The 21,605-nt window shown below is 39.0% G+C and carries 23 protein-coding genes and 1 pseudogene; 12 read left to right on the forward strand and 12 right to left on the reverse strand.

What is annotated here, in order from left to right; translation table 11 throughout:
• From AB7E63_RS10260 to AB7E63_RS10270, 3 genes are all read right to left on the reverse strand, one after another.
• The coding region (locus AB7E63_RS10260) for a YrrC family ATP-dependent DNA helicase (RefSeq protein ID WP_428419420.1) at positions 1-267 on the reverse strand (267 nt) is incomplete at its 3' end.
• A gap of 170 nt (positions 268-437) precedes the next feature.
• On the reverse strand, positions 438-1,352 hold the full coding sequence (locus tag AB7E63_RS10265) for a hypothetical protein (RefSeq protein WP_006341249.1): 915 nt from the start codon (positions 1,350-1,352) through the stop codon (positions 438-440).
• A 175-nt stretch (positions 1,353-1,527) separates the two neighbouring features.
• A complete protein-coding gene (locus tag AB7E63_RS10270; RefSeq protein ID WP_006341251.1) occupies positions 1,528-2,754 on the reverse strand; it encodes a multidrug effflux MFS transporter in 1,227 nt (408 codons plus the stop codon).
• 104 nt (positions 2,755-2,858) lie between these two features.
• Here AB7E63_RS10270 and AB7E63_RS10275 point away from each other — a divergent pair, with 104 nt between their 5' ends.
• The 3 genes from AB7E63_RS10275 (at position 2,859) to AB7E63_RS10285 (ending at position 5,339) form a co-directional block, all read left to right on the forward strand.
• Positions 2,859-3,764 (forward strand): LysR family transcriptional regulator, encoded by a 906-nt coding sequence (locus tag AB7E63_RS10275; protein ID WP_006341252.1) that lies wholly within the window; start codon positions 2,859-2,861, stop codon positions 3,762-3,764.
• 91 nt (positions 3,765-3,855) lie between these two features.
• Complete coding sequence (locus AB7E63_RS10280; protein WP_013925188.1) at positions 3,856-4,923, forward strand: hypothetical protein; 1,068 nt, start codon at positions 3,856-3,858, stop codon at positions 4,921-4,923.
• Positions 4,920-5,339 (forward strand): iron dependent repressor, metal binding and dimerization domain protein, encoded by a 420-nt coding sequence (locus AB7E63_RS10285; protein WP_006341255.1) that lies wholly within the window; start codon positions 4,920-4,922, stop codon positions 5,337-5,339. The genes AB7E63_RS10280 and AB7E63_RS10285 overlap by 4 nt, the downstream gene beginning before the upstream one ends.
• A gap of 34 nt (positions 5,340-5,373) precedes the next feature.
• Here the strand turns inward: AB7E63_RS10285 and AB7E63_RS10290 are convergent, their stop codons facing one another.
• From AB7E63_RS10290 to tsaD, 5 genes are all read right to left on the reverse strand, one after another.
• Positions 5,374-6,435: a thioredoxin domain-containing protein gene (locus AB7E63_RS10290; protein ID WP_006341256.1), complete on the reverse strand. Its 1,062-nt coding sequence runs from the start codon at positions 6,433-6,435 to the stop codon at positions 5,374-5,376.
• Between the two features lie 101 nt (positions 6,436-6,536).
• Complete coding sequence (locus AB7E63_RS10295) at positions 6,537-7,244, reverse strand: ABC transporter ATP-binding protein (protein ID WP_006341257.1); 708 nt, start codon at positions 7,242-7,244, stop codon at positions 6,537-6,539.
• Between the two features lie 12 nt (positions 7,245-7,256).
• Positions 7,257-9,416 (reverse strand): ABC transporter permease, encoded by a 2,160-nt coding sequence (locus AB7E63_RS10300; protein ID WP_428419425.1) that lies wholly within the window; start codon positions 9,414-9,416, stop codon positions 7,257-7,259.
• Between the two features lie 85 nt (positions 9,417-9,501).
• Complete coding sequence (gene rpmG / locus AB7E63_RS10305; RefSeq protein WP_006341259.1) at positions 9,502-9,657, reverse strand: 50S ribosomal protein L33; 156 nt, start codon at positions 9,655-9,657, stop codon at positions 9,502-9,504.
• A gap of 226 nt (positions 9,658-9,883) precedes the next feature.
• Positions 9,884-10,912: a tRNA (adenosine(37)-N6)-threonylcarbamoyltransferase complex transferase subunit TsaD gene (gene tsaD, locus AB7E63_RS10310; RefSeq protein WP_006341260.1), complete on the reverse strand. Its 1,029-nt coding sequence runs from the start codon at positions 10,910-10,912 to the stop codon at positions 9,884-9,886.
• Between the two features lie 56 nt (positions 10,913-10,968).
• On the opposite strand from tsaD, the gene AB7E63_RS10315 reads away from it, so the two are divergent.
• The 4 genes from AB7E63_RS10315 to truA are packed head-to-tail and all read left to right on the forward strand — an operon-like array spanning position 10,969 to position 13,473.
• Entirely contained in the window at positions 10,969-11,484 is a 516-nt protein-coding gene (locus tag AB7E63_RS10315) for a hypothetical protein (RefSeq protein WP_006341261.1), read from the forward strand.
• Between the two features lie 12 nt (positions 11,485-11,496).
• The gene (locus AB7E63_RS10320; RefSeq protein ID WP_006341262.1) at positions 11,497-12,099 is read left to right on the forward strand and encodes a MarC family protein; all 603 of its coding nucleotides are present in this window, start codon (positions 11,497-11,499) and stop codon (positions 12,097-12,099) included.
• A gap of 7 nt (positions 12,100-12,106) precedes the next feature.
• Positions 12,107-12,712, forward strand: coding sequence for a MarC family protein (locus AB7E63_RS10325; protein WP_006341263.1), 606 nt, complete (start codon positions 12,107-12,109; stop codon positions 12,710-12,712).
• On the forward strand, positions 12,709-13,473 hold the full coding sequence (truA, locus tag AB7E63_RS10330) for a tRNA pseudouridine(38-40) synthase TruA (RefSeq protein WP_006341264.1): 765 nt from the start codon (positions 12,709-12,711) through the stop codon (positions 13,471-13,473). The genes AB7E63_RS10325 and truA overlap by 4 nt, the downstream gene beginning before the upstream one ends.
• Here truA and AB7E63_RS10335 read toward each other — a convergent pair.
• Both AB7E63_RS10335 and AB7E63_RS10340 read right to left on the reverse strand, forming a co-directional pair.
• Positions 13,441-14,676 (reverse strand): DUF368 domain-containing protein, encoded by a 1,236-nt coding sequence (locus AB7E63_RS10335; protein ID WP_006341265.1) that lies wholly within the window; start codon positions 14,674-14,676, stop codon positions 13,441-13,443. The genes truA and AB7E63_RS10335 overlap by 33 nt on opposite strands.
• Positions 14,676-15,080 carry a helix-turn-helix domain-containing protein gene (locus AB7E63_RS10340; RefSeq protein WP_006341266.1) on the reverse strand — a complete coding sequence of 135 codons (405 nt, stop codon included), beginning with the start codon at positions 15,078-15,080 and terminating at the stop codon, positions 14,676-14,678. Before AB7E63_RS10340 ends, AB7E63_RS10335 begins: the two co-directional genes overlap by 1 nt.
• 140 nt (positions 15,081-15,220) lie before the next feature.
• On the opposite strand from AB7E63_RS10340, the gene rnhC reads away from it, so the two are divergent.
• From rnhC to recN, 3 genes are read left to right on the forward strand one after another with little or no spacing between them, the layout of a single operon-like run.
• Positions 15,221-16,228: a ribonuclease HIII gene (rnhC, locus tag AB7E63_RS10345; protein ID WP_013925195.1), complete on the forward strand. Its 1,008-nt coding sequence runs from the start codon at positions 15,221-15,223 to the stop codon at positions 16,226-16,228.
• A 47-nt stretch (positions 16,229-16,275) separates the two neighbouring features.
• Entirely contained in the window at positions 16,276-16,716 is a 441-nt protein-coding gene (locus AB7E63_RS10350; RefSeq protein WP_059359254.1) for a hypothetical protein, read from the forward strand.
• Positions 16,717-16,731: 15 nt separating this feature from the next.
• The gene (recN, locus tag AB7E63_RS10355) at positions 16,732-18,378 is read left to right on the forward strand and encodes a DNA repair protein RecN (RefSeq protein ID WP_006341269.1); all 1,647 of its coding nucleotides are present in this window, start codon (positions 16,732-16,734) and stop codon (positions 18,376-18,378) included.
• Here recN and AB7E63_RS10360 read toward each other — a convergent pair.
• The gene (locus AB7E63_RS10360; RefSeq protein WP_080502586.1) at positions 18,375-19,919 is read right to left on the reverse strand and encodes a hypothetical protein; all 1,545 of its coding nucleotides are present in this window, start codon (positions 19,917-19,919) and stop codon (positions 18,375-18,377) included. The two genes, recN and AB7E63_RS10360, sit on opposite strands and share 4 nt — an antisense overlap.
• Before the next feature lie 244 nt (positions 19,920-20,163).
• Here AB7E63_RS10360 and AB7E63_RS10365 point away from each other — a divergent pair, with 244 nt between their 5' ends.
• Together AB7E63_RS10365 and AB7E63_RS10370 are read left to right on the forward strand one after the other, a co-directional pair.
• Positions 20,164-20,418: a hypothetical protein gene (locus AB7E63_RS10365; RefSeq protein WP_006341272.1), complete on the forward strand. Its 255-nt coding sequence runs from the start codon at positions 20,164-20,166 to the stop codon at positions 20,416-20,418.
• Between the two features lie 83 nt (positions 20,419-20,501).
• A pseudogene (locus AB7E63_RS10370) lies at positions 20,502-21,043 on the forward strand (IS1 family transposase); the annotation flags it as partial.
• 70 nt (positions 21,044-21,113) lie between these two features.
• On the opposite strand, the gene AB7E63_RS10375 reads toward AB7E63_RS10370, so the two are convergent.
• Positions 21,114-21,485, reverse strand: coding sequence for a hypothetical protein (locus tag AB7E63_RS10375; protein WP_059359259.1), 372 nt, complete (start codon positions 21,483-21,485; stop codon positions 21,114-21,116).
• Positions 21,486-21,605 lie beyond the last annotated feature (120 nt).

Raw genomic sequence — 21,605 nt, forward strand, 5'->3', positions numbered from 1 at the left:
CCCCGAACCCAAGTATTTTGTAATACCTAAAATATCCGCAGGAGCTTCTACTTGATAACGCTCAACTTCAAATTGATTGCCATGGATTAAATGCCTTTTCCATTGCCCCCAGCAACGAACTGTCTCTCCTGGTTGTAGGGCTGGCATAATGCCCACGACACAAACTAAATCCGTACGCTTTGCTTCTTTAAGCTGGGCCACAGTATAGCCGGTTTCTGGATTTTGAAAAGTAATCCGTTCAATATATCCTGTTACAATTTGCTGCATGCAAAACTCAAATAAAAAAAATTGAAATCAAATAGCTGAAAGAAGAGTAGAATTTTATCAACAAAAAAGAAAAGAAATAAAGAGAAAATCTCTCTAAATTTTTGACAGGTAGACTAAGAAATAAGCCGAGAAATGAATATTCTCGGCTTATGTATTGTCATCATCTTATTCTAGCCAAAGAAGGCAGAAAATAAGCTCGATCTTTGACGTTTTAGTCCGCTCGATCTTGAAGCTGCTTTTGATCTGCTATAAGTTTTTGGTTCTAAATGTGTTTTAGATGTTCTTTTGCTGCTAGAATGAAGCTTTCTTGCTTTCGCTTTTGTTCTTAGCGAACTTTTTGTGCGTGCTAAATCTTTTTTCTGTTCTAAATGAGCTCCTAGCTCTCTTTTAGCTGTGGTACGTGTTCTTTTAGCTTTTGTGCTTAAAGCACTTTTTGCTCTTGTACTGGAAGCATTTTTAGCTCTCGCTAAAGTAGAGCTGCGAGTTGAATGCGCACTCACTTTTTTATGAGAAGAACTGGATGTTGCCTTTCTTGCTTTAGTCGTGCTTGTTCTTGTGCCCAACTCTCTTTTTTGTGTAGAAGAGGGTCTTTTTGCAGCTTTAGCACTCGTTCTCTTTTTTGAAAGTCTAGAAGTAGATGTGGAAGCCGCTCTTTTTCTTGACGTCGATTTCGTTTTCTTTTGTGTTTGCTGCATGTATTCATGCAAATCTTTTTGCATTTTGCTATTCAAAGCCTTGTGAAAAGCTCTTTCGAGTTCTTCTTTTTCGCTAGGATCTTTAACATGGCTCGAGATTTTTTTAAAAATCTTATGCGCTTTTTTTGCAGAAAGAAGATCGTTCACTTCATTTTTATGACTGCCAATGTAGCTAATGTAGCCTTTTGCAACACGTTCTGCATTGATAGAAGGCCGATTTTTTAATTGTGGGATATGAGAAGCAGCTTGATTTAAAAAAGTCTTAGAAAGCTGTGTGTGCTTTCCAATTCTTTTCTCGCCTCTTGCCCAAGAAGTTTTTGGCTCTGCTCTTAAAAGACCATGCAACCCATCTAAATTTTGTTTAAAGCTTGTTTTGTATATACCGACCATGACATATCCTCCTCTATGGATTAATGATAGCCGGTGGACAGCAAATAGAGTGCCAATAATCGAGAATGCTAAAAAATAATTTATTAACTTTTTATTATAAACAAGTTAATTTCTTAAAATATTCTCTTGAAAAATATTTAGACGTGGAATTTTTTTCTTTTTTACCATTTTTTTCCTAGGCATTTTTTACCTGAACATCTTTTTGACTGGCTTTTACCATTTTATAGCCACAAAATAAAAGTAGACTCATTACTATAAAATAGCATGGCAAAGGATAAGGAGTCCCCGTGTGAATCAGCCCCATAATAGCTGTTAAAGCAGCAATTACAAAATAATAAAATAGGCCAAGCAAAGAGCCTGCAATTCCTCGGGCCTCTTGATAATCCACCAAGGCCAAACTCAAACTATTTGAAATAACTAATCCGATTCCAAAAAAGAGAAAAAGGAGTGGCAAAATTAATGCCATAAAAGCAGTTCCTCCCCATTTAGTCGCAATCAAACCTAACATCGCGTTGAATGCTAACGAACAGGACCCAACAAAAACGATCGCACATCCTAAAAAAATAATGCCCTCGCCTTGCCACTGTTTATTTAAATGATGTGAAACGAAGGAAGCGAGAAAAAATGGAGTCGCCACAGCAATTCCCATTAGCCCATATTGCCCAGGAGTCAGCTTTAATAAATCAATAAATAGAAAAGGAGCTTCAGCATAATAGCTAAATAAAATTCCATTGCTACCTCCAATTAACAGAACATAGCCCCAAATTTTGCAGTCGTTTACCATTTTTTTGGCAACCAAAGTCATCACGCTCCAACCTTGCACCCGGCAATGCATGGGACGTGTTTCTGGCAAAGCTTTCCACGCATAGAGCAAAATGCAAATGCCAAGGACCAATAATGCATAAAAATTCGCATTCCACCCAAATAGCTGATCGATATATCCACCCAAAAATGGTCCAATCGCAGGAGATATTGCCAAAGGTGCACCTAACGCAGAAAACAGCTGATTGCGCTCTTTCCCTTCATATGTATCACGTATCATCGTTTGTGTGACAACAGATCCAACACTTGAACCAAGCGCTTGGATCCAGCGAAACGCTAATAAATAATAGATAGAGGGTGCAAGGCTACAAAGCAAAGTTCCAATTAAATACACTCCCAATCCACATAATATGGAAGTGCGACGACCAAGAAAGTCAGCAAGGATTCCCCATAAAAAAACGCCCATCGCAAATCCTATAAAAAAAACGCTAAGCGTCAATTCAACCAAATGCTCGGTTGTTTGGAGGGAATGCGCGATATCTGGCAATGAAGGGGTATAAATGGTTTCGCTAATTTGCGGAAATCCGAGTAGGAGTGTCAGCAATAAAAATGAAGGGACCTTTTTTCTAACTTCTAGCATGAGCTTCTCCTTATAAAGAAACCATTATAATTTATTCACTTTAAAGTATCAATTTACGTAAAAGTTAATTTTTATTAACTTTAAATTAATAAAGGAGCTCAAATATGAGTAAATTCGATCAAATTTTGTATTTTATGGCGATTGTAGAAGCAAACAGCTTTGCTAAAGCCGCAAAGAAATTGAGCATTTCAACGGCAGCTGTCAGTAAACAAATGCATCTTCTCGAAAAACATTTAGGAGTAGAGCTCATTCACCGCACAACTCGCCGATTGGAATTATCTGAATCGGGAAAATTATACTTTGAGCATTGCAAAAAGATTGTGCATGAAATGGAGGAAGCTGAAAGATTGATTTCTAATGTACGAGCTGAACCAAGAGGAAATTTATTTGTCGTAAGCGGCAGACATTTTGCCCAGCACTATATTCTACCTTTCTTATGCGAATTTGTTCAGGCTTATCCGCAAGTTTGCCTGAATTTAGAACTGGCAGAGAGAATTCCTGATCTTTATCAAGAGAAAATCGATCTTGTGATTGGATATTCCATCCCAGGCCCAGAATTAGCTGTTCAACGAAAAATTGCCACTACCACTTATGTGCTATGTGCCTCACCCAATTATCTACACAAATACGGAACCCCTCTAAAGCCAGCAGACCTAACTAACCACATTTACATTACGCATAGCATGCGCAAACCGGATGACAAGCTATCATTCAATGATGGGAGTGAAATTCACCTGAATCCGATGCTAAAATTAAATGATTCTAATGCTCTTGCTCAATGCGCAATTGCGGGATTAGGGATCATTAAAATTCACCATTATATTGTTGCAGAAGCACTTGAAAAAGGGTCTCTCGTAGAAATTTTAGCTAGCTACAAGGAGCCTAAGACTCCCATTTATCTCTATTATCAGGAAAGTCGCCATTTACAACCTAAAATTCGATACTTCATTGACTTTGTTTTAAGCCACATCTCAACACAGCATAAAGTTGGCTCTACCCCAGTTATTTAAAATGCGAAAAGGATTTTTTTTGAAAACAATTGTAGCATAGGCTACATGTTAATGTAGCAATAGCTACATTTTCAAAATTAAGGAGTTTCCCATGTTAAATTCACTTTCAAGTGCGATTGAAAATGAGACCGATCGCCTTCTTCTCTTTCGCTTAGGTCGCTCACTCAAAAGGATTACAGAAAAAAAAGGCTATACGGCAGGATGCTTTGGAGCAACGGCTTTAATTGCGGTCAAAATCACCGCCCTTGCAATTTCTTTTTTTTGCATGCAAGGGGTTGTCTTTTCTTTGATGGACACCCATGAAGAAAAAAATATAAGGCCTTTAGGAGATGTGGGAGGATGGCAAGCAATCGTTTTATTTTCAGGAGCTGTCGTAGGAAAGCTATCGATACAATTTATCCGAGAAGGAGAATACATGCGGCTAAAATCCATTTGTCAAAAATGGATGCAAGATAATCGAATCAGTATTCATGACAACCCAAAACTCTATCAAACTTTAAATGACATGCTAACAGCTTATCAAACACAATGCCTTTTTTCAAAATTGCTTGTCTCAAGACGTTTAACTGCCTTAAAGATTTGCCAAACGGGAGAGGATGTAGAAAATGCCGAAATCGATGAGGATGAGGAAGATGTCTATCGATTGGATAAACGGCTACAAGAAACCTTAAAAAAAATCAAAGCTAAAATCCAAGATAAAACCACTTTTCAAGCCTATTTGAGCCGCTTATACGACGGACAAAAATCAATTAAAAGAGAAGGAGGATATTTAAGACAAATCACCTCACTGATAATGGGGATTGCTCTCCCCGTTATCCTTCTCGCAAATGCAAGTTTATGTGTTGTAGGCGAATTTGGACTGGGAAAAATTCTATACATTGATCAAGAAGATCGTACGGATGTCGGCCACTTTGGAGAATGGCCTTTTAACGGAATTGAATTAGTAAGTGCAGCCTTTTTTCTGCATGCATGGGCGATGATCAATGAGGGCGATTTTGCCAGAATAAGAAAAATCTACGCACGTCATTTAAAAAACTTGCAAGATAACCCTGATCTCCATAATCGTTTATGCAAACTTGCTAATGAAGAGTTGTTGCAGCTAACGGGAGGCTGCTACTTTTTTAAATCCCCATTGCGCTACCAATTTAGAGAATTATGAAAAAAAAAATTCATCGGGCCGTACCTTTTATTGCCACTCGAAATCACCATCTTTTAGAAGTTGCGGAGGATTATGTGGAGATTGTGCAAGACTTAATCACGGCAAAAGGCGAGGCCAGAGTCTGCGACATTGCTGAATATTTGGGGGTTTCCCATGTAACGGTTATTCGCGCTGTCGAACGCCTAAAGAAAAAGGGTTATTTAACTTCTCAGCAACACCAACCAGTAACCCTAACTGCTGAAGGTGAAAAGCTCGCGGCTTTCTGTAAAAAGCGACACAAATTCCTTTTAGTCTATTTAATGGCTTTGGGTGTTCCCGAAGATATCGCTGCTATTGATGTGGAAGGAATGGAGCATCACATTAGCCAAGTAACGATGGAGGCTTTTCAAAAGCATTTAGAATTTTTACAAAAATAAACGCATACACCACAAGGATGTATGCGTTTTCAATTTATTTCGACAAAAGATTAATCGAGTTCAAAACATTCTCTTTTGTAATCTCACCACCCGATAACTTTTTTCCTTTTTTCGCTTCGGAATTGACCACCACGAGTGTTGGTGTTTTATTAACACTAAACTGTTTTTCAAGCTTCTTAAAATATTTATTTCCTACATCAACATCGGCATAATTCAACTCAACAAATTTTTGCCCTAGTTTACGCATCTCTGTTTCGATCTGCTCTTGAGAAGGCGTCCCTGTTTCTTGGGAAATATTCTCTAACATTTTACGCAATTTGAAGTATGCAGGCTTATTATGAACCATGAAAGACATGTTGTATGGAGTAAAATTCATGGTTTCTGGGTGCACGGCAAGATCAATAAAATAAATCTTCGCCTTTTCCCCTGCTGCTTGAACAATGCCTTCTAAACGAGGCTCGATATGCCGACATGCGGGACATACCCAGTCTGTGAAAATATAAACGTCCACTTGACTGTCCTGATTTCCAAATGCCAGATTATCTTTTAAAGATTTCTCTGCTGCTTGCAAGGGGTTAAATTTAGATGTACCAAAAAAAGCTAGCGCAAACCCAATGCAAAAAATGGCACAGGTAGAAGCTCCTTTCCATATGTTTTTCATAATCTCTCCTCGATCGCCTAATTTAAGTATTTTACGAAAATGAATGCCGTATTCAACTGCGAGTGCCAATGCAGCTATGCCTATGGATGCTGCGATTCCCAAACAAACTGGACACCAGACCCCAATTTGATACTTTTGCATCAAGATAAAATAAAGTTCAGCTCCTAATCCCCCAACGAGTAAAAGAGCTGTTAAAAAGGTCAGTTTAGAATTGCGCCAAGAAAGAAAGTGCACAATCCCCGTTCCTACAAAAAAAATGCCCCCAAGAACCTCAAAAGGAAATCCAAATAACCGGTATTTATGTCCTTCCGAGCATTCAACGGAGCAAAGCTTTAACCAAGAAACAATTGTTAAAATCATTCCCGAGGCAAGCGCGAGGGAGACAATCAAAAAGCTTAGACTAAAAGCGCGTCTAGCTAAAGAAGATTCGGGCATCTTACCTCTCTAAAGCTAAATAAATGATAATCAGGTTAATCAAAATATAACTAACCTTTTTCCGCATCTTGTTTTAGATTTTTTTTTTAGTCAAGCGATGTTTAAAGTGTCATGGATGGAATTGCTACAAGATAGCCATTTTGCAACATATATTGCTTGTCGCATAAATTAGCCAAAGAATGATCATGTGTGACAACAATAAGAGCCTTACCTCTCTCTTTTGCGAACTCTAAAAGCAGATCATGGATAACGACTGACGTTTGCTTATCCAGATTACCCGAAGGCTCATCTGCTAAGATGATATCGGGATTATTACAGAGTGCTCGCGCAATCGCAACGCGCTGCTTTTCCCCACCGGATAATCGTTTTGTATCAAAATGCAAACGATGCGAAAGCCCAACATAATCTAAAAGATCACAAGCATGTTGGTATGCCACACTTCCTTTTTTAACAGATTGCCTTCCAATTCGGGCAGGCATTAAAACATTATCGAGAACAGAGTAATCTTCTAAAAGATGAAAAGATTGAAAAATGAAAGCGAGATGCCGATTTCGCATAAACGTTTGATTGGCAGACGTCACTTCCTGATCTAAAATTTCAATGGAACCCGAACAAGGCTTTTCAAGTGTGCCTAATATTTGGAGAAGAGTGCTTTTGCCTTCTCCAGAGCGGCCCATGATGGCAACGGATTCCCCTTGCATAACTTGGAAGTCAACACCCCGCAAAATCGGGACTTTAACAGGTGTATAAAAAGACTTCACTAATTTTGTCGCTCGTAATACGACACTCGATAAAAGAGGTTGATTCATGTTGCCTTCTCTTTATTCTGATCGTAAAATGGCTGATGGTCGAAGCATAGAAGCTTTCACTGCTGGAACAATCCCTGCAAGCAATGAAATCACAATAGTTGTCACAAAGACAAAAAAGAGTGCTTCAAGACTCATCTCATTAGGGAGAGAACGTCCAAAAAATGCGGGATTAAATGCTTGATAACCCTGAACCTGACTGATGAGATCTACTAACACTTGTATATTGCTCAAAGTAATCCAAGCAATTGTCACTCCAATCAAACTTCCTGCTAGCCCCATGACAACGCCACAAAATCCAAAAATCATGGCGATACTCAAAGAGGATGCTCCCATTGATCGCAAAATTCCAATTTCCATTTTCTTGTCATTTACCAGAATGATTAACATTGAAATGATATTTGAACAAGCCACAATAATAATCACGGTCGCAATCAAACTCCACAGAGTACGCTCGGTTCCGAGCTGCTGGATCAAATCGCGTGTAAATTCGTATTCGCGGAAAGTCTCCACTTTCCAATAGGGCGAAATGCCTGCTTGCGAAAACGCTTTTTCAATCGATTCCTTTACTTTAGGAGCTTCTTGAAGGCGATCAAAGTTCACATTTAAACCGTTACTTGATAACACTTCTGTTTGATTTTGTGAACTGCGAATGAGGCTTGTCATTTCTTGATTGATTAAAACAAATTTTCCCCCAATTGGGATAATGCCTGGATCATAAAAGCCCGCCACAAAAACGGGAGCTCTTTGCTCTTGTACAGAGCTCACAGTGGGTGATAAATAGGCCAAATACCCTGTATCGCCAATTAAGACACCCGCTTCTTTGAAAGTTTTGGGCAATAAAATGCCTTGGCCCCGCTTTTCATCAATAGGGAGTACGAGTGTTTGTTTTTTGTCTTCTGTCACCGCAAAAAGCCATAAAGGAAGATCTTTTGGTAACTGGGTATAGACCGTTGAGAAGTCAGCTTCGTTAATCGCTAGATTTTGGAAGGGCACTTCCCCTTTCCAAAGCACATTCTGAAGCTTAAATTCGATCTGAAAACGGACATCGGAAACTTTGTGCGCATTTTCAAGCGATGCTGTCACAAGTTTTGCTGGAAAAGCGATATTTTCTTCCAACAAAACAGGAACTTTGGCTGATAGAAGAGTCTCAGACTGATCCTCAGGAAACTTTAAAAAGAAACGAACTCGCCCTTGATTGCTTTCTACGCGCAATGTAGCAGGAACAACCTTTCCCGGTCTACTCGCAAGAGAGGAGATCTCACGTTTTGGCTCGGAAACGATCCAAACAAATTTGGGTTTTTCCTGATTTTTTTCGACAAATACTGCAAATTCAGCCTTTGCAGGAAATAACGATGTAGGGATGACCCATCCTCCTGCCTGTGTTTTCAATTGACGAATGTTAACAGATTCAAAAAATGCTTGGATTCGCTTATGAATCGTTTTTGCATCTGCCATTAAAATATCTTCTGCATGCTCTTCTTGGGAGTTATCCAAAGCAAAATCACTTGCCGCTAAAACATTGGTGAGGTCTTTAGAATCAACGGGCAAGAGCGCTTGTAACAAATTCACTTGCTCGGCATCAAAAGAGCCCAGCCAGGTAGACTGAGACATGAAAGATTGAATGTGATCCGTTTCAGCAGCACGAGTCGTGTAAGAAGGTAATTGAGATGGATTTAGAATCAAACGTAGGTTTAAACTGCCCGCTGTCATTTCATAATCTTTGACACGCAAACCAGGAACATCTTTCATTTCTTCCAAGATAGCAAAAGCTTTTTTGACAGGATCTTTTAGCGTTCCATCTTCTAATCGATCCGCCGCTAACCATAGTGCAGGAATTTCCTCATCCTCATCTGGATTATAAGGATCAGACACAGCCGCTAGCCTTTTTTCTCCAATGGTTTTAGATGTGAAATCAGATTCTGCGCTAATACCATCAATTTGGTAATAGTAGGAACGATAATAATTTTCTGTCGGCGTGATTCGAATCGGTGCCGTTAAAGCCACAAGCTTTTGCGTCCAAATTTTCTCTAAGCCATGCGTAACGGATAAAAAAACGACGATCAACCAAACGACAAGGGAAATCACAAGAATTGAGATTAGACTAATAATTGAAACCGATAGCTGCCGCCATCTTGGTAAAAGATATTTTAAAGCAACAGAAAGTTCAAACATAGGCCCGACTCAAGTGTAGTGATAATGCAGAAGAAAAGGGACTAGCAAGAGTGTTAAACACACTCTTGCTTCTTTCTGAGAAAACTTATTTTGTCTCTTTGAATTCGACGTGTTCTCTTACGATTGGATCATACTTCATCAATGTCAAACGATCTGGAGTTTTCGTTTTATTTTTGACTGTATAATAAAAGTAATGGCTTTTAGAACTTTTAAGTTTAATTTTTTCTCTTTTAGAGGCCATGAAATAGACTCCGGTATATTAAGTTTACAAAGTTGAAAAGTTAAATCTTAGCGAATCAGCGGAATAAAATTCAAGGATTAACTTCAAAGGGGAACGCATAGAAAGAAAATAAGTCATCATACCTTCATTTAATCAAGAAAACACTATCATCACACACGAACAATAATTGGTACTTAAATATTTAGGAGCTCATATGCAAACAAATGCCCCGGGTCCTAGGACCATTTCACCGAGAGTAAAAAGGGGTGCGGGTTTTAGCTTCCAAATCAAGCGAATCCCCCTTTCCTTTTTGCTGGTAAACATGATAACCAAGCCCTGCAATCATTGCGGCATTATCTAAGCTCAATTCATTTTTGGGCCAAACAAAATGAAATCCAGGTGCTTTTTGTTGAAATAGGGATCTTAAATGTTGGTTATGTGTGACTCCCCCACCAAGCACGATCGTTTGACAATTCTCTTGCTTAGCTGCTTGAAGAGCTTTGCCGATCACATCCATAAAAGCTGTTTCTTGAAAAGAAGCGCATAAATCATTTTTTTGCTGATCCGATAATACACGTTGCTCATCTCTTTCATTTTGCCCTTTAACAGCATATAAAGCTTGTGTCTTTAATCCACTGAACGAAAAATCTAAGACCCGCCCTTTCACGCGACCCGGTTTAAATGGATAAGCTAAAGGATTTCCTTGTTTAGCTAATTTCTCAATATAGGGACCACCAGGGTAAGGCAGGCCCAATATTTTAGCCGTTTTGTCAAAAGACTCGCCGATCGCATCGTCTATTGTCTGCCCAAGCAACGTATAATCACCAATGGCATTCATCTTAATTAAGGACGTGTGTCCACCGGAAAGGACAATGCCTAAGCAAGGAAATGTAGGAAAAGCAGGCTGAGACATTAAAGCGGCATAAAGGTGCGCTTCTACATGATTTACCCCAACAAAAGGTTTTTGCAAGGCAATCGAAAGAGATTTGGCAGCATTTATTCCGATTAGTAGAGCTCCAATCAAACCGGGAGCATGTGCCACGGCAATTAAGTCGATTTGTTCTAGCGATACTTGGGCATCTTGCAAAGCTTTATCTAAAGTTGGGAGTAATAAATCCACATGACGTCGACAAGCTAGTTCGGGAACAACGCCACCATATTCGTTATGTAAATCAATTTGCGAAGAAACCACATTCGCTAAGATTTCGGTTCCATTTAGAACAAGTGAGCAAGCTGTTTCGTCACATGTCGTTTCTATTCCAAGTACAAGTGTCATTATTATTTCCAAAAAAATTTTAGCTAGATTATACGAAAGATGGAGGATTCTGAACAATGGAAAAAATTTTTCGCTTTCGCCCTACTCAGCAACAAACACCGATGGACCGACTAAAAAAAATGGGTGCAAAACTCTGGAACGGGTTTTTAGTCACCGCGCATGCCGTTTATGATTCGGCGGCCTTTTCTTTAGTATTTATCGTAGCCGGAGTCGCACTAGCGATTTTTTACCCACCCCTTTCCCCTGCTTTTTTAGCCATGGGAGTTTCTCTTTTTACAACAACCCTTGTGGTAAAAATTTTAGATCGGTATCATTTTACCATTATTGAAGAGTTTAAAACTAAAGCATGTACTTTTCCAACTAAATATGCAAAACTTCATCTGATCACATTTGTATTCGCTATTGCAATCTCCTTTATTTCACCTGCGGTAGGCTGTCTTGCTGGAGGGTTAATTGGGATTGCGAGCGGACTCATTATTCAGATTGAGCATATAAAGCTACAGCGAAAAGTACATGCGGAAAATGTAAAGAATACAAAGTCCAGCTTTAAGGAAAATCTGGCCTTTGCTTAAAGGTTTCATTTCATGTCCGGTCAATCTATTTTTTCGATTGCGCTCACACTCTTTTTAGTGACCAATCCAGTGGGAAATGCCCCTGCAATTATTGCGCTTATTAAAGATTTTGATTTTTCACGTCAAAAAGCCATTATGTTGCGCGAGGCCACTTTTTCTCTTTTACTTGCACTCTTCTTTCAATATTTTGGAGAAGTTTTTTTAAACACACTGCACATTGATCGTTATACAGTTTCCCTTTGTGGAGGCACCTTACTCTTTTTGATTTCATTGAGTATGATTTTTCCCCTCCATCATGAAGAAACCGTAAAAGCCACCAAGCACGAACCCTTTTTTGTCCCAATCGCAACGCCTATCTTATCAGGTCCAGGCCTGCTAGCTATGATTATGCTGCTCTCTGCGCAGGTTTCAAGCAATTTTGCAATGTCGTTGGCTATTTTATTGGCTTGGGTTGGAGTTTTCTTTGTTCTTTTGATTGCCCCTTATTTAAACAGAGTTTTAGGGAAACGAGGATTGCTCGCTTTAGAACAGTTGATGGGACTCGTCCTCTCTATTATCTCAACAGACATGCTTGTAAAAGGTGTCGAGCAATTCATTTTATCAATTCGAGGTTAAGTTCTCCATGAATGATCTTTCGCTTTTTTCTATTACATTAGTTCTCTTTTTAATTATGGATCCTTTGGGCAATATTGGATCGTTTCGCGAAATGCTCAAACGAATTGATCCTAAGAAACAAAAAATCATCATCATGCGAGAAATGCTCATCGCATTATTCACGATGCTCGTATTTAATTTTTTGGGCGAAGTGATCTTTGAATATTTACAGGTCACAGAAACAACCGTACAGATCTCCTCTGGGATCATCCTGTTCTTAGCAGCTTTAAAAATTTTATTCCCATCCAAAGACAGTCCTCGCAGTAACCTTCCTCAGGAAGAGCCCTTTATCATTCCTTTGGCCATCCCTTTAGTCGCAGGTCCATCCCTTTTAGCCACAATTATGCTCTATGCCCATATGGAAACGAGTGTACCGCTTATGCTTGGCAGTATTTTTATTGCGTGGGGATTAGCTTCAATCATCCTTCTCTTTTCTAACCGGTTATACACAGTGCTTGGAAACAACGGATTAGTTGCCTTTGAAAAATTGATGGGAATGGTCCTTATTTTATTAGCCATTCAACGTTTTCTTGAAGGCGTTGAAAATTTTGTGAAAACATTGCCTCCTGCATGAAGAATATTCGCTTAATCATTTCCTACGACGGAGGACGTTTCCTTGGTTGGCAAAAGACCTCCATGGGTCCTAGCATTGAAGAAAACCTCGAAAATGTTCTCCATCAAATCCTCCAAGAACCCATTATTCTACAAGCTGCTAGCCGGACCGATGCTGGTGTACATGCACATGAACAAGTGGTGAATTTTTTTACGGAAAAACCCATTGATTTAAATAAAATTACCAATAGCTTAAATAGACTGCTCCCCAAAGATATTGTGGTGTTGGATGCGCAAATTGCACCTGATCATTTTCACCCAACATTAGACTGTTTATCCAAAGAATACCGTTATTATATTTCAACTGGACCAATCCAACCTCCTAATCATCGCTTTTATGCTTGGCACTGTCCGGGTCATTTAGACAAAGAATTGATCAAAAAAGCAGCAGAACAACTTGTTGGAACGCATGACTTTTCTGCTTTTTGCAATTTAAAACCAAGTGAAAGCTATACCCATCATGTGCGCGAAGTCTTAAACATTCAAATTCACGAAACCGATGCACACCATTTTTATTTCCAGGTTATGGGAAAATCTTTTTTATATAAAATGGTGCGCAACATTGTGGGCACTCTGATTTTTGTTGGAAAAGGCAAACTACGCTGTGAAGACATCCCGCTTCTTTTAAGCTGTCGAGATAGAACGAAAATTGGCATGACAGCTCCTGCACATGGGTTAACACTCTATCGCTTAAACTATGCGAATGGACTGCTTAGATCTTAAATAAGATGCAAAGAACTCGAGCCCCAACACAAATCCAAATGTCGTAATAGATATGCCAAGACTGCTCCAAAATAAGGGAGAATCTAAACCGGGCATAAAAGGTTCACTAGGACTTAATTGAACACCTTTTTCCAAGTGTAAAGGCAAAAGAAAATATTGGTAATTCCAAAAAGGCCAAATGGTGCGGCTAGCGCCCAACATAGCACCCGTTAAAAAAGCAACGGTTCCTTGGTACCAGTTTTGCAAAAGCCAACTTAATAACCTGCAAAATAGAAGACCTCCCAGAACAATCCCCAAACCTAGATTTAATAGAACACAAAAGGCATCAGAATCGAAGCTAAATTGACGCAAAGCTTTGATAAAATCGGCCAATGCCGCGATCGCAGTCGGATAAACCCCCAAAACAGTCAATACATAACTACCCGAAATTCCAGGAAGCAGCATCGCACTAATAGCAAGCATCCCTGCACCTATTAATCCAAGATCAATCCACGTACGATACGAGATAATACGTAGATCTTTTAGCTGAAATGACTGTTCCAAATCCTGATCATAAATCCACGTTTCTTCATCGATAATTTTCTTAGCTGACATCGCCGAAAGCGTCTCTAAGCGAACTTGTGTTAATGCATGAGTGGATTGCACGTAATTTTGAATCGCCCTGTCATTAGCAACAAGCTGAATGGATTCTGGTAAACGTACCTCATATAACTTTTCTTTGGCTTGCGACTGAGGCAACGGCCCTGTTAACACACTTGCAAGACATAACCCTAGGCATAACATGGCAAGATCAATTCCTTGCCAATGCTTAATCTGCCTAAGACAAAAATAAGCGGAGGCTGCAATAAGCCCACAAAAGCCTGCATATAAAAAAGTGCGGTAACTTTCATGATTTAATATGAAATCGAAAATTTGCGCCAAAGAAGCCATCGCGATGATGATTCCCGCTAGCAAAGGAAGCAAAAAGCTCCAAGCAATTGTCTGAAAAAAAGCCTGGAATTTAAATTGAAGCAACAACTTAAAAGCCGATAAATTTAAGCTTTTAAGGCTGTCTAGAAGTTGAGAGTAGAATCCCATCAAAAAAGCGACAGTCCCTCCAGAAATGCCGGGAACAAGATCACATGCGCCCATACACATTCCTGAGAGTAAAACCTTCAGTCCTTTTCCCCACTTAAGTTTTTGAGGAACCGGTTCTGAAGACATCAAAGAACCTCAAGAATTTTTGCTAAATACCAAGCTCCCCCTAAAATGGCAATAAAGGCAACTACCCACATAGCATTTGGAAACCACTTAATACCCGCGCCAGGATTGCCTCGCATTTCCAAAGTTCCGATTCCATAAGAAAACTCTTGCGAAATCCCTTTGTTGAAAATGTGTGGAAATTCTTTGACAAGCTTATCTCCATCTACACCCAAAAACGAAGCGTATTGCTTGACAAAGCCCTGCGCATAAATAGGAGAGATCACTTTCTGTAACTCCCCTTCTTCGATTGAGAGTAAATGGCTCATTCGAATGGAAGTTGCGTTTTCAACTTCTTTAAGCGAAAGATTTAATTCTTTTCGTTTGTGTTTAAAAACTTCACCCAAACTTTTGGCATCTTCTTTCATATGATTTAATCAGGGAAACTGATTTCCCTCTCCTAGTTAAAATTATGCACACTTTCTATTCCTTTCATTTATACATGAAAACGAATTAATCTTAAAACAAGTTGATTTTATTTATTTCGTAAAGAGAGTTTTTAGCTTTTTTGTTGCATCCCGCGGGTATTCTCGTTCGTTTTCACATGAAAGCAAAATGGAGATTTTGTATACTTGCTGAAAACCTAATCCTTTTTTGGCACATGCAAGATAAATCTAACCCCAATACTTTTGTTGCAGCTATTGATCTTTCCTTGGCAAAGCAACTTCAAAACGATCTCATTGAACAAGGCTTCACCTTGTCAACACCTCCTTACACACTGTTTTCAGCAAAAAAGAAGGGCATTTCATGCACGCTTTATCAATCGGGAAAATTGACTGTCCAAGGAAAAGATAAAGACACTTTTATTGAATTCTATCTAGAACCACACATTTTAAAATCGTGTGCTTATACCTACCCGGAACAAACCCATACCACACAAGAAAACCTCCTTGGACGTATCGGTATTGATGAATCGGGAAAAGGTGATTTTTTCGGGCCTTTATGTATTGCTGGTGTTTTTGCAGAAGGGCAGGATATTTTGCGTCTAAAAGCCCTTGGTGTACGGGATTCTAAAACAATCACCGACAAAGACATTTTAAAAATAAGTGCCAAGATTCGAGAATCCTTCACTTATCATATTGTGCGCATTAATCCTTTAAAATATAATGAACTTTATGGAAAATTCCTTAACCTCAATCGCTTACTTGCATGGGGACACGCGACAACTATCGAAAATCTTGTAGAAAAAACACAGTGTCAAGATGTCGTCATTGACCAATTTGCGGCCGAGCATATTGTCATTACCGCATTAAGCAGAAAGAAGCTCAAGGTCAATCTCACTCAAAGACACCGAGCTGAAGAGGATGTTGTTGTGGCAGCCGCCTCCATTCTCGCACGTGCAGCCTTTTTAGAAGGGCTTGAGAAACTCAGCAGAGAATTTGAACTTCCTCTGCCAAAAGGGGCTTCTGCTAAAACGATTGAAATTGGAAGACAATTTGCAAGACAATATGGAAAAGAAGCCTTAGAAAAAGTTTGTAAACTTCATTTTAAAACTCTTGACTCTATTTTGACTTAACCTCAAAATCAAAATTAAGAAAAACCCCTTTAAATAGAGACACCTCTATGAATTCAAGCACACTTTGGCTCATGACATTGTTAGTTTTGGTTGGAATGGGAATCTTGTTTTTGATGAATTTCTCTCCAAATCTCAATACGGCAAGTATCCAAAAAAATCACATTGATCTAAACGATATCAAAGCTGTGACTATCGAGCGTGAGGGAAAACCACACACCTTAAGTCTTGAACAACAAGTTGAACTCGTGAAATACTTAAATCTTTCACAGCCTGTTGAAAAGAAAACATACGAAAATCAAAACGACCAAGTTGATTTTGAAAAAATTATCATTTATCGTTTTAAGCACCCAGAACTGACCATCACTCCTGTAGGCTATATTGGACAGAATCTTCTCTTCTCTGCTCCTGATTTAAATCCTTCAGGCTACATGCGCGATTTCAGCGACGGAAAGCTCAAAAATCTTATTGCACAATCCATAGAAAAATAGTTATTTTTTGTTCCCATGCTGAAACATCTTACTATTCGCAACCTTATTCTTATTGAAAATGTTGAAATCCCCTTTGAAAACCACCTCAACGTTCTTTCAGGAGAAACGGGTGCCGGCAAATCTGCCATCATGCACGCCCTCGCCCTTATTGCAGGTTCTCGAGCCGACTCTTCCTTGATTAGGAATGGTGCCGACAAAGGGAGTGTCGAAGCCATATTCGATATTGAACATTTACCCATTGTCCAAAATCTTTTGGAAGAGGCCGGAATTGAACACGCAACAGAAGAAGAACTCATCGTTCGCAGAGAAATCTCCCTACAAGGGAAAAGTCGCGCTTTCATCAATAACCAGTGTGTTCAACAAGCCCTATTAAAAAAAATTGGTGAGCAGCTACTTGAGATGATCAGCCAACATGCAACACAAAATCTTTTTTCAACCGATCACCACCGGTTGATTTTAGATCTTTACGGCTCACACCATGTGTTAATCAACCAATTTCAGTATAATTGGGATAAAGAAAATGTGCTCAGAAAAAAAATTGCACAGCTCATCGCCGCAGAAGCGCAGAGACTGCGCGAGATAGAAGTCTGCCTATATGAACTGGAAGAGCTCAATGAAGCCGACTTAAAAAATGGGGAAGATGAAGAACTGTTTGCTGAATATCTTCTCCTTTCGAACAGCGAAGAGCGACTATCAAAAAGCCAAACAGTTTATCAGGGATTACAATCTAAGCGCGATGCCTTGCTTCCTCTTTTGAATCAATATGTGGGTGTACTGGAAAAATTGGCAACTCTAGATCCAATGATTCATGAAATTTATCAATCCTGTCATCACGCGCGTCTTGAATTGCAAGAAGTGGCCTATTCGATGCAAGCTTACATGAATAAAATTGATGTATGTCCCGAAAGGATGCACATCATTAACGAACGACTTTCCTTGATCAATAAACTCAAAAGAAAATATGGCTCTTCCATCGAAGAGATTTACACCTATCAGGAAAAAACGAAGCAAAAACTGCATACATTAGAAAATGTTTCCAACGAAATTGAAGCCTTACAAGAAGAGGTTCTCAAGCTGGCAACATCGAATACAGAGCTTTGTCAAAGACTTTCTGAACAAAGAAAAAGCTCTGCTAAGCTATTAGAAATTGCTTTGCAAAATGAGCTTCGCTCTCTAAATATGCCCAAGGTTGAATTTCACGTAAGAATCACACCTCAGGCTAGAAATCGAATGGGTGATGAGCATATTGAATTTTTCCTTTCTCCAAATGTAGGGGAAAAAGAAATTGCCATTCGAGAATGCGCCAGTGGTGGAGAACTCTCCCGATTAATGCTCGCCTTGCAAACATTGCTAGCGGGTCATGGACAAATCCCGACACTCATCTTTGACGAAATCGATGCTAATATTGGGGGTGAGACTGCGGCAATTGTAGGAGAAAAGCTAAAAGAAATTGGCCAACAGCATCAGGTGCTATGTATCACCCATTTCCCCCAAGTTGCCCAGCATGCTTTTGCGCATTGGCATATCTTTAAACAAGAGAAAGAAGGGCGCACCTATTCTTCTATTGAACGTTTAGATAAGAAAAAAAGGCAAGCTGAGCTTGCCCGAATGGCCGGAAAGAGTGTAGCTAAGGAGCCTCAATTAGCCTCACTTTCCTCTTAGCATGCAATTTTCGCATAATGGTAGTGAGGTATTATTTTGTATCGATGAATGAATCCGGCATTGATTAAAGCTGTCGCCACTTCCGAAATAACTGTTTCAAAAAGAGGTGTGGGATCATCCGGATTACACAACTTGTTGTACAGAAGAGCTTTTCCATGATGACTTTTCCAAATGTTTTGTACCTGTGCAGTTAACGGATCTCCAATATTCGCTCGCAATTCTATCGTTCTTCCCTCTGATAGAGCATAATTATCCGTTTTCTCCAACTCATCATTAAGTAGTTCCACCATAGCCTTCGCGATTTGTTGTCTACATGCGTCTGCAAATATAACAGGTAAATCTGGATTAATTTTTTGGGTTGCTTCCTCAATTTCATGAGAAGAAAGGTATTTGAGATAAGCTTCCCGCTTCACTATTTTTCGATTGAGGCGGTTTTTGATTTTAGGAATTTCGGCATTTAGTGCTTGATAACTCTTACCATCCAACTGCGATTTGGCCTCTTCACAATAATAATCCATCATATCCAAAGGAATACTATTAAAAAATCCGTTATTTTTGCCTGCTGCTCCACGTAACAATCCTCCAACGAGAGAAGTCTCATCAAGATCAATCAAAGCAATTTGCCCTTCTCTTGTAAAAGGGATGTTATCATATTTTACATCCCCAAAATTGGTAGTAGAAATAAAGGTTAGAAGGTGAGAATAAACAATTTTTGTATATTCTCTCAGCTCTGGGTCATTCCAACAATAAGCATGCATCCCCTTTTGCCCAGCATAACTCCCTGCAAATAGATCCATTTTCTCTTGGATGATTACACATCTTCCATTCACCTCAATCACATCTGTGGCTGGGATCCGAATGGTATATAAATTCTTCTTATTCACAACTTCCCGAGCGCGTTCTACAACGTCTATATATTCTTGAGCTTTTTGGAAATCGTCCATAGGTTTAAACACAACATGAGGCATGCAATCCAAAAAGAAGACTCGATTACACCCACCTCGCACAACTTTTCCACCCTCAAGAGCTCGGGGATTATCCCAATTAATTTTTTCTAAAATTATTTTTTGTTGCTCATCCAAAGTTAAATCAAAGGTTTTTTCAGCACCCGCTTTATTGTTGAAAATACATAAAGCGTTATTTTTAAAATGTTCAATTGCCGCAGTTCTTTCCTGAATTTTTTGTGGATTAGCAGCCAATACTACCACTTTATGCGCTGCTTTTTTTTGAGGTTTCACCTGAGGTTTAGAGGGAGTAACGGGTTGATTAATAAAAAATGCATGCTTGTGGCGACCGATGAGCTTTCCAACAAACATGATAAGCGGAACAACTCCTGTTATAAAACTTGCAACTTTTAGAATATTAAGGGGAATATTCTGTTTAACTTGAATTTCTTCCACATGGTGCCCATTAATTCCATTAACTGTGCAAGGTGCGATCACCCGATATTTTCTTCCTGAAAAAGAAAAATATGCATCAAAAAAAGCAACAGACATTCCCGAATTAAAACTAATCGCTTTATTAAAACTTAATGGAGTCATTATCAACCTTATCTATGGATTTAATTAAATTAAATTAAATTTAAAAAAATAACATTTCCCTTAAAAAATAGCAATAAAATCGGACAGAAAAGATATAGATAAAAATTTAGCTAAATCTTATTGATGTAATCAATACAGTTGTTCCTCGGAACGAAACCATACCTATACATTTGAAAACTTTGCTAAAACCACCGCTGCATTTGTAAATGCTCTTGGTCTTGATCAATACGTCATTTATTTGATTATGGTGCTCCCACAGGACTTCGTCTGGCTCTTTCTCAACCAAAAACGGATCCGAGCCATAATTTCACAAAATGAGAATGCCTATGAAGAAGGGCTTGGCGATGCATGGGCCCCCATTCGTCGCTACTGGGAAACATCAAATAATACCAACCGAGATGCTTTACGTGAATTTTTAGAATTGGAAGCTATACGCAGACAGTATACCTATGGCGTACCAAGATCCTATACAAGTAGCTCCAGACAGCTACATACTTGACGACGCATTGCTTCAACGACCTGGAAATGAGGATATACAACTCAATCTCTTTTTTTCACCTCATACACAACTTTTGATCATATCTCGAGGGCATTTGTCGAATTTTTACCGTCAGTATGCCGTGGCTTTTATAATTCATTAACGAAATTGTTGAGGATTTGCCTGAGAACTTAAATACCACAGTAACTAACACAGAAGAGTTCGAAGTCGCCGTTACTGAATTGGATGAACAGTGGAGCTATGTAGGGAGCAAGAATAATCAGCAATGGCTTTGGCTAGCTTTTCACTTGCCTACGCGACAAGTTTAGCGAAGCATGTGGGTAAAACGCACACAAAAAGATGCTGAACGCTTGCTGGGAAAATTACCTGAAGACTTAAAAAAAAGCTATCTTATACAGATAAATTCTCAGTGTACTATGAAGTTGTTCCTTGGATACAACACCGACCAGTCGGAAAGGAATCAGGAAAAACGAGTTACATTGAAAGATTTAATAATACGCTCAGACAAAGATGTGTACGACTTGCAAGAAAAACGCTATCATTCTCAAAGAAACTTGTAAATCATGTCGGGATGATCAAATATTTTATTTGTGATTACAATCAACATCGATCATTACATATTTAGGACTACCTCTTTCTGATAACTTCCATTGCACAAATCATAATGATCTGAAGGAGGCAGTTCCACTATATGCCTAATCAAAATCGTTCGGCTCACTTGGAGTTGCAACATAAGTTCCTAATTGATCTAAGTGAAAAATCCAAGGCTCATAAGTATCTGTTGAAAAAATTTCTATTTTCTGCCCATTAGATAAGAAAAATACCGGATCAATTTTCAACGATTCATTTTGAAATCCAATTTCTTTAATTTCCATGTTTTCAAAATTGGCAATAAGACTCGTAGAATCTTTATCAAAACATCCAAATACTATCTTTTTTTCTGCTGAAATTCGCCAAGAACTTAAGGAACTAAAACCCCAAGAAGATCCGTGCATATGAAAAGTGGTTCCATTCCATTCGATTTTTAAAATTTTTAAAGGTAGATATCTTTTAACTTGTATCAGCATGGATACTATCATGGGCCTAATTCCAAATGTGTATTTTTTCTAACAAACTCTTTTCTCAATACTACTTCTAAACCTCGGGGAGGCTGTGGTGGAGTTAATGTAAACGGGCTATCCCCGCAA

This window comes from Parachlamydia sp. (assembly GCF_050255895.1).
In the GTDB taxonomy this organism is placed as follows: Bacteria; Chlamydiota; Chlamydiia; order Chlamydiales; family Parachlamydiaceae; genus Parachlamydia; species Parachlamydia acanthamoebae.

Coding starts and splice junctions, on each gene's coding strand:
- AB7E63_RS10265 (WP_006341249.1), bottom strand. CDS start 1,352: ATGGTCGGTATATACAAAACAAGCTTTAAACAAAATTTAGATGGGTTG.
- AB7E63_RS10270 (WP_006341251.1), bottom strand. CDS start 2,754: ATGCTAGAAGTTAGAAAAAAGGTCCCTTCATTTTTATTGCTGACACTC.
- AB7E63_RS10275 (WP_006341252.1), top strand. CDS start 2,859: ATGAGTAAATTCGATCAAATTTTGTATTTTATGGCGATTGTAGAAGCA.
- AB7E63_RS10280 (WP_013925188.1), top strand. CDS start 3,856: ATGTTAAATTCACTTTCAAGTGCGATTGAAAATGAGACCGATCGCCTT.
- AB7E63_RS10285 (WP_006341255.1), top strand. CDS start 4,920: ATGAAAAAAAAAATTCATCGGGCCGTACCTTTTATTGCCACTCGAAAT.
- AB7E63_RS10290 (WP_006341256.1), bottom strand. CDS start 6,435: ATGCCCGAATCTTCTTTAGCTAGACGCGCTTTTAGTCTAAGCTTTTTG.
- AB7E63_RS10295 (WP_006341257.1), bottom strand. CDS start 7,244: ATGAATCAACCTCTTTTATCGAGTGTCGTATTACGAGCGACAAAATTA.
- AB7E63_RS10300 (WP_428419425.1), bottom strand. CDS start 9,416: ATGTTTGAACTTTCTGTTGCTTTAAAATATCTTTTACCAAGATGGCGG.
- rpmG (WP_006341259.1), bottom strand. CDS start 9,657: ATGGCCTCTAAAAGAGAAAAAATTAAACTTAAAAGTTCTAAAAGCCAT.
- tsaD (WP_006341260.1), bottom strand. CDS start 10,912: ATGACACTTGTACTTGGAATAGAAACGACATGTGACGAAACAGCTTGC.
- AB7E63_RS10315 (WP_006341261.1), top strand. CDS start 10,969: ATGGAAAAAATTTTTCGCTTTCGCCCTACTCAGCAACAAACACCGATG.
- AB7E63_RS10320 (WP_006341262.1), top strand. CDS start 11,497: ATGTCCGGTCAATCTATTTTTTCGATTGCGCTCACACTCTTTTTAGTG.
- AB7E63_RS10325 (WP_006341263.1), top strand. CDS start 12,107: ATGAATGATCTTTCGCTTTTTTCTATTACATTAGTTCTCTTTTTAATT.
- truA (WP_006341264.1), top strand. CDS start 12,709: ATGAAGAATATTCGCTTAATCATTTCCTACGACGGAGGACGTTTCCTT.
- AB7E63_RS10335 (WP_006341265.1), bottom strand. CDS start 14,676: ATGTCTTCAGAACCGGTTCCTCAAAAACTTAAGTGGGGAAAAGGACTG.
- AB7E63_RS10340 (WP_006341266.1), bottom strand. CDS start 15,080: ATGAAAGAAGATGCCAAAAGTTTGGGTGAAGTTTTTAAACACAAACGA.
- AB7E63_RS10350 (WP_059359254.1), top strand. CDS start 16,276: ATGAATTCAAGCACACTTTGGCTCATGACATTGTTAGTTTTGGTTGGA.
- recN (WP_006341269.1), top strand. CDS start 16,732: ATGCTGAAACATCTTACTATTCGCAACCTTATTCTTATTGAAAATGTT.
- AB7E63_RS10360 (WP_080502586.1), bottom strand. CDS start 19,919: ATGACTCCATTAAGTTTTAATAAAGCGATTAGTTTTAATTCGGGAATG.
- AB7E63_RS10365 (WP_006341272.1), top strand. CDS start 20,164: ATGGTGCTCCCACAGGACTTCGTCTGGCTCTTTCTCAACCAAAAACGG.
- AB7E63_RS10375 (WP_059359259.1), bottom strand. CDS start 21,485: ATGCTGATACAAGTTAAAAGATATCTACCTTTAAAAATTTTAAAAATC.